10 protein-coding genes are annotated in these 13,967 nt (G+C 63.1%); 2 read left to right on the plus strand and 8 right to left on the minus strand.

Translation table 11 applies throughout. The features are described 5' to 3' along the window. Positions 1-40 precede the first annotated feature (40 nt). The 8 genes from WGH93_RS01355 to WGH93_RS01390 all read right to left on the minus strand — a co-directional run bounded on the left by WGH93_RS01355 (position 41) and on the right by WGH93_RS01390 (position 11,441). Entirely contained in the window at positions 41-1,849 is a 1,809-nt protein-coding gene (locus WGH93_RS01355) for a methyl-accepting chemotaxis protein (protein ID WP_374763044.1), read from the minus strand. 235 nt (positions 1,850-2,084) lie between these two features. Then, positions 2,085-4,175, minus strand: coding sequence for a TonB-dependent receptor plug domain-containing protein (locus WGH93_RS01360; protein ID WP_374763045.1), 2,091 nt, complete (start codon positions 4,173-4,175; stop codon positions 2,085-2,087). 7 nt (positions 4,176-4,182) lie between these two features. Continuing rightward, the gene (locus tag WGH93_RS01365; protein WP_374763046.1) at positions 4,183-4,758 is read right to left on the minus strand and encodes a hypothetical protein; all 576 of its coding nucleotides are present in this window, start codon (positions 4,756-4,758) and stop codon (positions 4,183-4,185) included. 394 nt (positions 4,759-5,152) lie between these two features. Beyond that, on the minus strand, positions 5,153-6,037 hold the full coding sequence (locus WGH93_RS01370) for an RNA polymerase factor sigma-32 (RefSeq protein WP_374763047.1): 885 nt from the start codon (positions 6,035-6,037) through the stop codon (positions 5,153-5,155). Between the two features lie 532 nt (positions 6,038-6,569). Then, positions 6,570-7,070 carry a CarD family transcriptional regulator gene (locus WGH93_RS01375; protein WP_374763048.1) on the minus strand — a complete coding sequence of 167 codons (501 nt, stop codon included), beginning with the start codon at positions 7,068-7,070 and terminating at the stop codon, positions 6,570-6,572. A gap of 320 nt (positions 7,071-7,390) precedes the next feature. After that, on the minus strand, positions 7,391-7,726 hold the full coding sequence (gene fdxA, locus WGH93_RS01380; protein ID WP_374763049.1) for a ferredoxin FdxA: 336 nt from the start codon (positions 7,724-7,726) through the stop codon (positions 7,391-7,393). A gap of 168 nt (positions 7,727-7,894) precedes the next feature. Continuing rightward, entirely contained in the window at positions 7,895-8,296 is a 402-nt protein-coding gene (locus tag WGH93_RS01385; protein ID WP_374763050.1) for an Hsp15 family ribosome-associated heat shock protein, read from the minus strand. Positions 8,297-8,357: 61 nt separating this feature from the next. Then, entirely contained in the window at positions 8,358-11,441 is a 3,084-nt protein-coding gene (locus WGH93_RS01390) for a helicase-related protein (protein WP_374763051.1), read from the minus strand. A gap of 183 nt (positions 11,442-11,624) precedes the next feature. Between WGH93_RS01390 and WGH93_RS01395 the strand changes: the two genes are divergently transcribed. Together WGH93_RS01395 and WGH93_RS01400 are read left to right on the plus strand one after the other, a co-directional pair. After that, complete coding sequence (locus tag WGH93_RS01395) at positions 11,625-13,382, plus strand: amidase (protein ID WP_374763052.1); 1,758 nt, start codon at positions 11,625-11,627, stop codon at positions 13,380-13,382. Positions 13,383-13,480: 98 nt separating this feature from the next. After that, positions 13,481-13,891: an energy transducer TonB gene (locus WGH93_RS01400; RefSeq protein ID WP_374763053.1), complete on the plus strand. Its 411-nt coding sequence runs from the start codon at positions 13,481-13,483 to the stop codon at positions 13,889-13,891. The last annotated feature ends 76 nt before the right edge of the window (positions 13,892-13,967 follow it).

Genomic DNA, 13,967 nt, shown 5'->3' on the forward strand with positions numbered 1-13,967 from the left:
TTTTCCGTGACACCCAGGCGTATGAGGAAGGGAACGCCGGTCAGGCGCCCCCGCCATCCTTTCTGATTTCGTCAACGAAACTGTTGGCATTATCCTGCAGATTGCTGAAGTTGTGCCGCAGGTCCTCCACAATCCCCAGCAGGGTCTGCGCCGCCTCGCCATTCTTGCGGGCGATGTCGGACAGGATGTCCGTCTGCTCGGCGAAGCTGTTGGTATCGCGCGAAGCATCGCTCACCGTCCGGGCGATCTCTTGGGTTGCCGCCAGTTGCTGCTGCACGGACGCGGAAATGGATGCTGTGGTTTCGTCGATCTTGCCGATCATGTCCCCGGTGCGGTGAATGGCCTGTACCACGCCCTTGGTGCCGGATTGGATCTCGCCCACCTTGGCGGCGATTTCCTCCGTCGCCTTGCCGGTCTGGCTGGCCAGGTTCTTCACCTCGCTGGCCACCACGGCAAAGCCTTTCCCGGCCTCCCCGGCGCGGGCGGCCTCGATGGTGGCATTCAGCGCCAGAAGGTTGGTCTGTTCGGCGATGTCGCTGATCAGGGTGACGATCTTTTCCACCTCGCCCGCGGACTCGTTCAACTGGTCCACGCTGGTTTCGGTCTGGCGGCTCTGATCCACGGCGGCGCGCACGGTCTCGCTGCTGTCCTCCGCCTGACGGGCGATCTCGTTGATGGAGCTTTCCAGCTCTTCCGTGGCCCCGGCGGCGGACTGGATATGCCCGTTGACGGCGCGGGTGCCCTCCAGCACCTCCCCGGTGTGGCGCTCGTTTTCGCTGGCGCGCTGACCCATCTGTTCGGCATAGCTCTGCACCTGATCGGCACTGTCGAACACCGCTTTCAGTGCACCGGTGAAGGTGCTGTCGAAATCCTCAGCCAGACGCTGCATGGCATCCTGACGTTCCGCCGCCAACTGTTTCTGGCGGTCGCCCTCGCGCTGGCGCTCTTCTTCCTCGCGGGCCTTTTCACGCTCCAGACGGGCTTTCTCTTCCTCCATCTGTTTCTGGCGCATGGTCTCCTGCTCCTCCTGCAATTCGGCGGAGCGGGTGATGTAATCGCGGAACCGGGCGAGCGCATGAACGATGGCGCCCAGTTCATCGCCGCGACGGAGCGTGTCGATATCCACATCCGTATCGCCCTTGGCCAGCCGGGCGGTGGAGGACGCGATGGACTGGATGGAGCGCACCGTGGACCAGCCGATGAAAACGGTCACGGCGACGGTAAGCAGCAGGCCGATCACGGTCAGGCTGATGAAGCTGGCGCGCGCGCTTTCGGTAACATCCTTCACATGGGCGCCGTTCTGTTCCGCCAGGCGGATCTGCTCGGCGCGAATTTCCTGAAGCACCTGCCCCAGATCGGCGGACAACTGCTTCACCGGGTCCAGCATGGAAACGGCGGTGGCGAAGTCGATCTCCAGCATGGACATCATCACATCCAGCGCGCCGCTGTATTTTTCCAGATCGGCAATGGCCTGGGTCAGATCATCGCGGAAGGCGGAGGCACTTTCACGCTGCTTCAACTGGTCCAGGGCCTCGCTGATGTCCGCCATGTCGGCCTTGGCGCTTTCGAACCGGTCGGCCACCATGCTGCTGTCGCCGCTGGCCGCGCTGGTCAGCGCGCGGTAGACGGTGGCGTCCACCCCCTGCAATTTTTCCGTAGTGGTGCCCACAAGCCTGATCAGGGGAATATCTTCATCCACCAGGGTCGAGACCTGCTGGCCCGACGTGGACAGCCCGCTGATTCCGATCCAGGCCAGAAGCACCAGGATCATCAGCGCGAACAGGGGGGCGACCCCGATCTTGATGACCATGGGCCAGTCCCGGATACGCATAACAGCTTGGATTGACATATACCCCACCCTCAGAAGATTTGAACGATTGTTGCACCCACCGCTTGTTTACAGAAATTGAGTTAAAATTTGAATGAATAAAACTTGGTAAACGCGATTTCGGAACACGCCGTAAATTATTGAAAAACATTAACCAAAACAACGGACTACTGAAAACACTAACAAAATTGACACAGGACTGTGATTTTTCCGATCCGGCGCGCCCGACCCATAAGCGGGTCGGGCGGCCCGGTTGTTACCAGCTCACGGCGAGGGTCAGGAACACCTGGCGATCCACCCGTTCAGACTGGGTGGGCCGGAAATCCGTACGGTTGAACCCCACGCCCGACAGGGTCAGGTCCACGCCATCCATGACGGCGTACCGCACCCGGCCGGAAAGCATGAACTGATCGTTGATATCCGTCAGTTCCAGCCCTTGAAAGCCGGGAAGCAACTGTTGCAGGCGGCGGCTGTCGGTCCACTGGGCATAGAGGTCGGCGGTCAGCCCCTCGGTCAGATCGGCGCCCAGATGCGCATTGATCCGGTGCTTCGGCGTGCCCTGTTCGAATTCCGCCCCGCGCACACGCACGGTACCGGTGGGGTCGAACACGTCGAAATCGTCATTCACGTCCAGAAAGGCATAGTTCACTTCCCAGCGCACACCGTCCTGTTCGCCTTCCAGCTTGGCCTCGATGCCCACTTCCTCGCTGGAACCCACATCGCGGGAGAAGGATGCGAAATTGGGCGGGGCGACCACGTCGGGCAGGAAGTTGGCCAGCGTCACCGTACCTTTCAGTTCGGCATAGAACACATTGATCTCGGCAGACCCGCCAATGGAGGGAATGGACCGATTATAGGCCAGATTGTAGCTTTCGATGGCATCGGGCCCGATCTCCGGCGACCCCCAGAAGAAGAAGCGCGTACCGGGCAGCGGCCCCTGGCCGATGGCCGCGGCGCCGAATTCGATCAGGCTGGGCAGCTTGGAGCCGCGAGCGGCGGACAGGGTCACCCGTGTCAGCGGATTCACCGCCCAGGTCAGGCCCGCATTATAGGTGATCTCCTCAAGCGTCTGATCCCACAGATCGTTGGTGCGCCCGCTGCCGGGCACCAGCGGCCCGCTGCGGCTCAGGTCCACAATGTCATACCGCAGGCTGGTGGTGAGCGTCAGGGCATCGTTCATCGACCAGTCCCACATGCCGGACAGGGCATAGGCATTGAAGCTGGTGTTCACCCGCTCATCGAACGGGCTGAGGCCGAAATCACCCTTGAAGGTATTGTCCCGGAATTCGCCGAACACGCGGAAGCTGTGGTCGGTGCCCACCTTGAACACGTCCTCAAGCTGGGCCACCAGAATCTCATTGTCATAAAACAGCGGACCCACGCCATTGACCACGGTGTCATGGGACAGGCGGTTATAATAAACCGTGCCCTTGACCAGCCCCAGATCCCCTTCATGGGCCAGCGTGGTCTTGGCGGAGAAGGTTTCCACTTCCGGCGACGCGCCAAGGAAGACCGGCACAAAGGCCGCCCGCTCGGTTTCGGACCAGGACAGTTCCGCGCCGATTTCCGTGTTCCGGCCCACCGCATAGGACATGCGACCGGACAGCATGTGGGTCTCCGGGTTCACATCCGGTACAAGATTCGGACCCTTCACGTTGAAGGCATCCGCATCCAGCGTGCTGCCGGACAGGGTCAGCCCGCCCTTGTCACCAAGCGGCGTGGACACCACGGCGGAAAGTTCCTTGGTATCCTGCGTGCCATAGGTCACCCGCACCTCGTTGACCTGCGTGTATTGCGGATCATAGGTCAGAATATTGATCACGCCGGTGGCGGCATTGAAGCCGAAAAGCGCCGTGTTCGGCCCGCGCACGATCTCAATCTGTCGGATTTCCGCCATTTGAACGGGAATGGTGTTCCAAAAGGTCATGCCGAAATGGTCGGAATAAACCTGGCGCCCGTTGACCAGCACCAGAAGCCGCGGATTGTACGGGGAATTGAACCCCCGCACGCCCACATCGCGCCCTTCGCTGGAAAAGCTCAGCACTTCCATGCCCATGGAATGGCGGATGGCATCGGGGATATTGGTGGCGCCGGTGCGCTCGATTTCCTCGGCGGTGATGATTTCCATGGGCACCGGCACTTCCGAGGCCCGCTGCGGCTTGCCGGTGGCGGAGGTGGTCACCGGTTCCCCGAACAGCATTTCCAAAGAGCTGTAATCCATGGACTGGGCGAACGTAGCACCCGTCAGGGTCAGCACGCTGGCACCGGCGGCCAGCAAACGGCCTGCACTGCGCCGCGCTGTGCGGCGGTGAGGAATCGGGGTTGCCTGAATGGGTTTTCTTTTCATGGGAGCCTTACACTTCCTGAATCATCATCAAAAAGGCGGACTTGAAGCTGACCGAAGCCGCTTCCGCCGCGGATTTGTTCACCAGAATCTGAACTTTGGGGCTTGTGACCACGCCCACCACGCAATGACCGGCGCGCACGCAGGCCTCGCCAATGGACAAGGTGGGCACCCCGTCGGACGCCGCGGCACTGAAGACTGCCCCGGCATTGCCCACGCCGGACGCCATGAACACCACACCCTTGCCGGAAAGCTGGCCAAGCTGATCGGATGGCACCAGAACCGGGGCCAACGTTGCCCCACCCGCCTTGGGAAACTGAGTGATCAGACCCTTGATCGAGTCGGCATCCGCCTTGGAGTCCGCATTGCCGGGGTCAAAGACCACCGCGACCTCCACCGTGCCGGTGGGGGGGTTGGACAAAAAGGCCACAGAGCGCGCCGCCACCTGTATATCCTTGGCGGTAACGGCGGCAGCCGGGCCCACAAAGGGCGGCAGCACGGCAAGGGCCGCCAGTGTCATGGCTGTGGCCAGCCATCGCGCGGTGCGCTTCGACACCCCTGTTGAACGGACCGTGGTTGGAAACATGGGATCCTCCCCTGTGAGACTGGCCGGCCTTACCCTGGAAAAGCGTCCTTGATAGCCCGCCCCGACAATCAACCCTGAGACACCGCGAAGCCCGGTTCGTTGCTTCTTTAAGCCGGGCGGCCCACACCTGCCTGCCCATCACCTTTCGGACTCACGGATAATCACGCTTTCGTGATTCACCGTGATCCCCAAAACTTAATAAAAAGTTTCGGTTTCGAAAAAATTGCTGGGTTGCGCTGTTTTTCAGGTTAATCGTGTGGCAATCCGCCTCACGGTTGTGGCATTTCCGGCATGGTCAAACGGATCGACAGGCCACAAAAAAATCGCCGCCCCGCCTTGGAGCGACGATTCACACCACATTAAAAACCCGCTGACAGGCGCCTGGAAGCGCCGGTCAGGCAGCGGGGGCCAGCCCCGCCTTGATCGGGTCGCCCACATGCTTGATAAGCGCCTTCTTCATCTTGCCAAGCGCCTGCGCTTCCAGTTGACGGACCCGTTCCTTGGAAATACCGAGCCGGTCGCCCAGGGAGGCCAGCGTCACAGGGTCTTCGGACAGGCGCCGCTCCTGAATGATGAAGCTTTCCCGCTCCGTCAGGACGGACATGGCCTGGCGAATCAGCTCAATCTGGCGGGCGCCGTCCCGCTGCTTGACCACCACGTCTTCCGGCAGCGGCGCATCGGATACCAGCAATTCCTGCCATTCCTGATCGGATTCCTCGGCCACGGGGGCGTTGAGCGATCGATCCACACCGGAAAGGCGGCCTTCCATGGCCTCCACATCCGACAGGCGCACACCCATTTCCTGCGCGATTCTGGTGCGCCCCTCAAGGCCGAGCGGCTTGTCGGAATTCAGGCCCAGTTTGGATTTCAACCGCTTCAGATTAAAGAACAGCGCCTTGTGCGCGGCGGTGGTGCCGGTGCGCACAATGGACCAGTTCCGCAGAACGAAATCCTGAATGGCGGCGCGAATCCACCAGCTTGCATAGGTGGAAAAGCGCACTTCGCGGGCCGGTTCGAAGCGGTAGGCCGCTTCCATCAATCCCACTGTGCCTTCCTGAATCAGGTCTGCCACGGGCAGGCCATAATGGCGAAACCGGGATGTGGCCGCCACCACCAGCCGGATATAGGCTGATGTGAGTTTGTGCAGGGCCTTTTCGTCCCCCTCGGCACGCCACCGCTGCGCCAGATCATGCTCTTCCTCGCGGCTGAGCATGGGCGTTTTCATCGCATCGCGAATAAGGCGCCTGTCGTCCCCGGAAACCCAGTTGCTGTATGACATGTCGGCTCTCCCGTTCCGTCTGCTGTGTGCCCTCTGAATACGCCCCCCATGGGCGAGCGGATCAGCGGTCACAGCGCACGGTGTCGCTTCTGTTTCTGATCTCCTTAAATATGACGGATTTGATCCGGTTTGAACAGGGAAAAGGTGACCAAAACAGTATGAATTAGTCGAACACAGTGATCGGGGCAGCCGATTGACAGGGCTTTCCCCTGAGCTTCTCCCTGATGCCGCACATTTCTGCCGCGACGGTACACGCCCCGCCAGAGCGGACAGGGCGGGCGGGCAGGACCAGCGCACCAGCGCGACCCGGATACGGGAAAATGGAAACGACGGGGTACGCACGGCGGGAAGGCGGGGCTCACATCCCGATCGGGCAAAAAAAGACCCCCACGGACACCGCCCGCGGGGGTCGATCTCAGCAACGTCCGTTTCTCAAGACCGGTCGAACGCTGCGCTCTTTTGCTTCGTCAGGAGGAAGCCCCGCCAGCCGCACCACTCACGCCTTGATGCGCCTGACGGCAAGGCCGCAAAGTCACGCGGCCAATTCTTTTTCCAGCCGCATCATGGCGGCATCTTCGTCAATCTTTTCCACGGCAGCCAGTTCCCGCGCAAGACGGCCCAGCGCGGCTTCATAGATCTGACGCTCGCTATAGCTCTGTTCCGGCTGATCATCGCCGCGATAAAGATCGCGCACCACTTCGGCAATGGACACAAGATCCCCGGAATTGATCTTGGCTTCATATTCCTGGGCCCGCCGGGACCACATGGTCCGCTTGACCCTGGCCTTGCCCTTCAGCGTGGTGAAGGCTTCGTTCAGCGTGGCTTCGGACGACAGACGGCGCATTCCGCTGCTTTCCGCCTTGTTGATCGGCACCCGAAGGGTCATCCGTTCCTTTTCGAACCGAATCACGTAAAGCTCCAGCGCGGCGCCCGCTATATCCTGTTTTTCCAGTTCCGTGATCCGACCAACGCCATGTTTGGGATAAACGATATAGTCACCAATCTTGAAGGGAGTCACTTTCTTGGATGCCATAACGATTTCTTGTCCTTTTATATCAACCGCCCGATCAATCGGCCTACACGGCGGGCCGCCCGGTCGGCGCACTGCGCTTTAAGGCGGCCAACGCCCACTATGCCTGCCCTGCGCCCACAGACACAAAACACGGAAGGGTCCACAAAGGGAGAATGTTGCCCACTCGCCCGGTGCCGACCTTTCCTGTCTGATGGATGGATTGAGTCACCCGACACGATCCAACACTGCGTTCCATGACAGTGTGTAACATAATTGACTCAATTTTTATAGTGCGAATCCGCGCATCCCGCGAAACTCATACGAATCGCGCAGGATTTTGGTCAGTTTCCGGTACCGGGATTGGGCGAAAAGAGGGATTCCTTGCCTTCTTTGCCGTTCCACTCCTCGGCATCGGCGGGGGGTTCGCCCTTGGCGGTGATATTGGGCCATTTGGCCGCATATTCCGTATTCACCTCAAGCCATTTTTCCAACCCGTCCTCGGTATCGGGCAAAATGGCCTCGGCGGGGCATTCCGGTTCACAGACGCCGCAATCAATGCATTCGTCCGGTGCGATCACCAGCATGTTTTCGCCTTCATAGAAGCAGTCCACCGGGCATACTTCCACGCAGTCCATGAATTTGCAGTTGATGCAGGCTTCCGTCACCACATAGGTCATGGGTCTCTCCTAGTGCCCTGGACAAAACGCACCGGCCCCGCGTGCCGGGCGGGCCGTGGCGGCTTTATGCCCAAAACCGCCTGTGCAAACAACCAATTTCGATTAAACCCCGCCCACAGTCGGCCTAATCCGACAAACCCGCGCGGCGGGCGCGCCAGACAGATGCACTCACAGGCCGCCATCGCCCGAATGCTTCCAGGCGGCGAGCGCACGCCGATCCTGCTTGGTAGGCCGCCCCGCGCCGGGCGCCCGCACCCCATCGGCAGCCGCCCGGCCCCGATCCGGCGTTTCCTCAGGGGGCGACAAATCGTCATACAACGTCGCCGCCTCGCTGGCCGGGCCGCGCCGCGTGCCGGGGCCGGTGATGCGCACCACGCGAACCCGATCCGCCTTGACGAAGGTAAGCACATCCCCCTGCTGCACGGTGCGGGCGGGCTTGGCCACCACCACCCCGTTCAGCCGCACCCGGCGCCCCTTCACCACGCTGGCCGCCAATGTCCGGGTCTTGAAGAAGCGGGCGTGCCACAACCATTTATCGATGCGGATGGTCTCAGCCTCTGGGGCATCCATGGCACGGAATCCCTTGCCCCGCCCATCCGCCGCGCCCGATTGGCGCGCAGTGGCACAGGGCCTATTTCTTCTTGAGCTGTTCCTTCAACCCGGCCAGTGCGGCAAAGGGTGAATCCGGGTCCACCGGCTTGTCCGCAACGGGTTTTCCAGCCGGTTTACGGCCCTTGCCGGACGGCTTTCCGCCCTTGCGCCGGGGCCCTTTGCCCCCGTCGCCCTTACCGTCATTGTCCTGGCCCTGGGCGCCCTTTCCAGGGCCGCCCCTGTTCTGGCCTTCCCTGTTCTGGCTACCCTTGCCCTGGCCATCGCCGCGCGCGCCCGGCTTGCCTGCACGGCGGCCCTTGGGCGCCCACTGAAACTGATAGCGATCCACAAGGGCATCATCACCTTCCTGAGGCGTGATCACGGGCTCCGGCGCACCATCCGGGGCAGCGCCCGGTGCTGGCGCCTCCTCAACGGGCGGGGCCGAGGCTGCATCCGGCCCCGACTCGGCGGCGCCCGTTTCCGGGCCTTGGGGCTGTACATCCTCCGGGCCGGACGCGGCGGAAGCTGGCGTTTCCGACTCTTGCTTTTCCGGCTTTTCGGTTTTTGGGGCTGGCGCCGGGGCCGCATCCGTCGCGGCGGCCTGCTGCCCGGCATCCGCCGCCTGTTCGGCCTGATCCGGTGCCTTTCGGGCGGCCTGCTGCTCCGCCAGCGCCGCCTGGCGCCGCTCCTCGCCGCGGGTGATCTGATAAACACTGTGCTTATAGCCCAGCGCCGCCATCACCTCGGCGAACTCGGCACCGGACAGCCCCACAAGCCCCATGATTTCCGGGGTTACTTCGAAGCGCGCGCCCTTGGCGCCCAGGGGCCGCACCGCGTCGGCCAGCCGCTCCAGCATGTCCACGCGCACGGCCTTTTTCCCGGTTACCCGGAAGCCCGCCATTTCATAAAATTCACGCGGCGCGCTTTCATCCACATCCACCCAGACCATGCCGGGGGTGGGCAGATCGGGCAGATCGTCCCGCTTGCCTTCCATCGCCCACAGCATCAGCCGAAGCTCGGTGGCATGGGGCTTGAGCACAAAAGGCATGTAAACCGTGGTGGCCCCGATGCGCACGCCGAAGCGGCGCAGGCTTTTGCGGGCATCCTGATCAAGCTGGCGCAGATCGGATGCCACCAGTTCCCGCGGCATCACGCCATAGGCTTCCAGCAGCCGATAGGCCACGCCGCGCACCAGCCCGCTGAGCGGCGGGGTGTTTTCCGGCGGGTCCACCTCCCCGTTCAGCTCGCGGGAGAGCTTCAGCAGCGGCTCCAGCTTTTCCTCGACCCGCTGGTCAAGCCATGTCTGGCAGGTCTGGCGCACGAATTCGGCTTCCTCACCCTCCAGCAGGCTGCCCTGCACCAGGCGGGCGCGGGGTGCGAACGGGGCGCCAGACTGGGTGATCACCGCCACCGGGGCACCGTCCCACACCAGGCGGGGGGCCGCCAGCCCGTTGGAGAAATCCAGCGTGCTCTTGTGAATCCCGATATTGGCAAACAGCTTGGCGCGTCGGGTCAGCTCCGCCCTCAGGCCCTTTTCGGCGGCGCCTTTCAGGGTCCTGGCGTCATCCCGCACGCTGAGCGCGTCGCCTTTGAGGGAAAATCCGTGGAGCGTGCCCATATCCAGGCCCTCCACGCTGACCTTGCCGGTCTCGTCGTCAATACTCACGGCCAGTTCGCCCCTTTGCCTGAGCGAGCGCATCAGAACCGCACTGCGCCGGTCCACGAAACGCTGGGTCAACTTCTCGTGCAGGGCATCGGACAGCTTGTCCTCAACACCCCGCGTCACATGGGCCCAATGGGCCGCGTCCTGAAGCCAGCCTTCACGCTGCGCCACATAGGTCCACAGGCGTATACTGGCAATACGAGTGGCAAGGGTATCTATCTCGCCCTCGCAGTTGTCAAGACGCTTCACCTGACCGGCGAACCAGTCATGGCCGATTACCCCCGCATCTCCGGTCAGGGCCAGAAAGATGGTGCGCAGCTTGGACAGATGATCGCCCATGGAAATCTTGCGGAAATCCGGCACCTGGCACACCTGCCACAACAACTGCACCGCCGCCGGGTCCGAAGCGCGCTCTGCCACCGCCTCGTCACCGTGAAACGCCTTGAGCACCTGAAGGTCCAGCGCGTCCCGCTGGCGGTGCACGCCCTCCATCACGGCCTTCCGCTCCAACGACCGCACCAGTCCGCCGATGGACCGGAAATCGAGACGGCTGTTGCGCCAGACCAGTTTTTTCACCGGCTCGAAGCGGTGCTCTTCGATCTGGGACACCATCATCGGGTCCATGCCCTCATCGCCGGTGAGCGTGGAAAAGGTGCCATCCCGCTTGTAGCGCCCGGCCCGGCCCGCCACCTGGGCCGCCTCCGCCGCGCGAAGCCCGCGATAGGTGCGGCCATCGAACTTGTCCAGACTGCCAAAAGCCACATGGGAAATGTCCATGTTCAGCCCCATGCCGATGGCGTCGGTGGCCACCAGATGATCCACTTCGCCGGACTGATACATGGCCACCTGGGCGTTGCGCGTACGCGGGCTGAGCGCGCCCATGACGATCGCCGCCCCGCCCTTCTGGCGGCGCAGCAGCTCGGCCATGCCGTACACATCCGCCGCGGAAAAGCCCACAACCGCGCTGCGCCGGGGCAGCCGCGACAGCTTCACGGGCCGCACATGGCTGAGCGTGCTGAAGCGCGGCCGCACCACGATCTCGGCTTCCGGGATCAGCCGCTGGATCAGGGGCCGCATGGTTTCGGCGCCCAGCAGCAGCGTTTCGAACCGGCCACGGGCGTTGAGCAGATGATCGGTGAACACATGGCCGCGCTGCGGATCGGCGGCCATCTGCACCTCGTCAAGCGCCACGAAATCCACCGCCCGGTGCCGGGGCATGGCTTCCGCCGTGCACAGGAAATAGCGCGCGCCTTCGGGCAGGATGCGTTCCTCCCCCGTGATCAGCGCCACCTGATGGGTGCCCTTGACCGCCACCACGCGGTCATAGACCTCCCGCGCCAGAAGCCGCAGCGGAAAGCCCATCATACCGCTGGCATAGGCCAGCATCCGTTCCACGGCATAATGGGTCTTGCCCGTATTGGTGGGGCCAAGCACCGCCTTGATAATCTGGGAATGGCGCATGAAGGAAACAGCCCTTTGGGGCATGAGAGGTGACATACAATAAAGGCACGGCCACGAACCGGTGATATGAACACACCATTCCGCGGCGATGCTTTGCAAACGCGATCGCTTTTCCTAAAGTCTAGGCTGTCGCTTCAAAGTTCAACCCTTAAGACCCGGCGCCGTCCGGCAGAAAGGCCGCCCATGTCTTCTTCCTCCCGCCTGTCTCCCCGTCTGTCACGACGTGACACCCTGAAGGCACTGGGCGCCGGCGCGGCGCTTGCCGGGGGCGGTGCCCTGGCTGGCCGGGCCACCGCCGAAGATGCACCGCTCGATGGCGCGCGGGAATGCCTGCCCTTTGCGGAGCGCCTGGCGGGCATGGACTATACCACCAGCGAACGCGCCCAGATGATCGATCAGCTTGATGACATGGTGGAAGGCATCCGCGCCCGCCGGGCCGCCTATCAGCCGGACAATGACGCCGCCCCGGCGCGGGTTTTCGATCCCCGCCTGCGCGGCCACGCCCTGCCCGACCAGCCGGACGGCGTGCGCCTTGCCGCCACGCCCGGCCCCCTGCCGGATGATCCGGCGGACATCGCCTTTGCCCCGGTTCATGCCCTGAGCCACTGGATTCACAGCGGCGTGCTGACCAGCGTGGACCTGACCCGGCTTTATCTGGACCGGATCGACCGGCTGGCGGGCAAGCTGCAATGCTTCGCCCGGCTGACCCGCGAACGCGCGCTCGAAACCGCCACTGAGCGGGACCGGGAACTGGCCGCGGGCCGGGACCGGGGGCCGCTGCACGGTATTCCTTACGGCCTGAAGGATCTGGCGGATACCGCCGGTATCGGCACAAGCTGGGGCGCCACACCCTATCGGGACCGAGTGCCCGATGAAGACGCCGCCATCGTGAAGCGGCTGGACGCCGCGGGCGCAGTGATGCTGGGCAAGACCACGCTGGGCGCGCTGGCTTATGGCGATCTGTGGCATGACGGGCTGACCCGCAACCCCTGGGCACCGGAGGAAGGCTCCAGCGGCTCTTCCGCCGGATCGGCGGCGGCCACGGCGGCGGGCCTTGTGGCCTTTGGCATCGGCACGGAAACCATGGGCTCCATCGTTTCGCCCACAACCCGCTGCGGCGCGGTGGGCCTGAAGCCCAGCTTCGGACGGGTGCCGCGCACCGGCACCATGGCGCTGTGCTGGTCACTGGACAAGATCGGCCCCATCACCCGCGCGGTCGAGGACACGGCGCTGGTGCTGGCCGCGCTCAATGGCATGGACGCGGGCGACCCCGGCAGTCTGGACCACCCCTTCGGCTATGACGGCACGAGCGATGCGCCGCTGCGGGTGGGCTTCCATCCCGACTGGTTCAAGGATGCCACCGACAGCGACCGGGCGGCCCTCGCCGCGCTGGAAAACAACCCGGCCATCAGCCTGCACCAGGTGACATTGCCGGACCTGCCGGTGGAGACCCTGTTCACCATACTGGAAGTGGAAGCCGCCGCCGCCTTTGAAGACCTGACCCTCAGCGATCAGGACGATTTGTTGCGCTGGCAGGAAAAGCGGGCCTGGCCCAACAGCTTCCGGCTGGCCCATTTCCACAAGGCGGTGGAACTGATGCAGCTCGATCGGATGCGGCGCCGCCTGATGACCGGCATGGCGCAGGTGATGAGCGGGGTGGATGTGCTCATCTCCCCCAATTTTGCCGCCAATCTGCTGGTCATATCCAATTTTGTCGGCACCCCCAGCCTGACCCTGCCGGTGGGTTTCGAATCGCGGCCCCTCAATGCGTTGACCGGTCAGGGCGAGGCACAGGAAGACGGCAAGCAACCAGAGAAGAGATTGCCCCACACCCTGACCCTGTGGGGCGGCGTGATGGGGGAAAACGCGCTTCTTCGGGCCAGCCTGGCGGTGGAGCGGGCCACCGGGCTGAAGGGCGCGCGGCCATCGGGCTTTGGTTGAGGGGCGCTCCCGGATCACTCAATTGTGAGGCCAGAATTCATAATTAACCCTGTATATTCACTGTGCGGTGCAGCAAAATCAGGAGAGGATTTTACCCCATGCTGCGACTGCTTTCCGGTGCTGTGACCGCCACATTGATCGCCATACTGAGCGCCACCGCCAGCCTTGGAGCGGAGCGAATCGGCCCGCTGACCCCGGTGGGGTCGCCGGGGGTGGACCTGTCGGCCTGGGAAACTTCGGTGAATGGCAAGCTGGAAGATGCCTATTTCTATCCCCGCTCGGCCATGATGAACGGGGAACAGGGCAGCGGCGCCTTGCAGATCACCATGGAAAAGGGCGGCAAGGTGGTCCATGTGGCCATCGCCGAAAAACCCGGCAGCGCGGTTCTGGACCAGGCACTGAACCGGATGCAGGCCAAGATCAATGGCACCAGCCTGCCCGGTCTGCCCGGCGGATTCGCCCAGTCCCACTTCACCTTCATGGCCAAGATCAACTGGCTGGTGGACTGATCGCGCCGACAAACGGGGCACGGATCGGCAGTAAAACAGGCCGGATCATGCCCCTTTCCGGCCTTTCCTGGCCCTT

It is taken from the genome of Yunchengibacter salinarum, from assembly GCF_037658235.1.
GTDB lineage: Bacteria > Pseudomonadota > Alphaproteobacteria > Sphingomonadales > Kordiimonadaceae > Yunchengibacter > Yunchengibacter salinarum.

Coding starts and splice junctions, on each gene's coding strand:
- WGH93_RS01370 (WP_374763047.1), bottom strand. CDS start 6,037: ATGTCATACAGCAACTGGGTTTCCGGGGACGACAGGCGCCTTATTCGC.
- WGH93_RS01395 (WP_374763052.1), top strand. CDS start 11,625: ATGTCTTCTTCCTCCCGCCTGTCTCCCCGTCTGTCACGACGTGACACC.
- WGH93_RS01375 (WP_374763048.1), bottom strand. CDS start 7,070: ATGGCATCCAAGAAAGTGACTCCCTTCAAGATTGGTGACTATATCGTT.
- WGH93_RS01400 (WP_374763053.1), top strand. CDS start 13,481: ATGCTGCGACTGCTTTCCGGTGCTGTGACCGCCACATTGATCGCCATA.
- WGH93_RS01365 (WP_374763046.1), bottom strand. CDS start 4,758: ATGTTTCCAACCACGGTCCGTTCAACAGGGGTGTCGAAGCGCACCGCG.
- WGH93_RS01385 (WP_374763050.1), bottom strand. CDS start 8,296: ATGGATGCCCCAGAGGCTGAGACCATCCGCATCGATAAATGGTTGTGG.
- fdxA (WP_374763049.1), bottom strand. CDS start 7,726: ATGACCTATGTGGTGACGGAAGCCTGCATCAACTGCAAATTCATGGAC.
- WGH93_RS01390 (WP_374763051.1), bottom strand. CDS start 11,441: ATGCGCCATTCCCAGATTATCAAGGCGGTGCTTGGCCCCACCAATACG.
- WGH93_RS01355 (WP_374763044.1), bottom strand. CDS start 1,849: ATGTCAATCCAAGCTGTTATGCGTATCCGGGACTGGCCCATGGTCATC.
- WGH93_RS01360 (WP_374763045.1), bottom strand. CDS start 4,175: ATGAAAAGAAAACCCATTCAGGCAACCCCGATTCCTCACCGCCGCACA.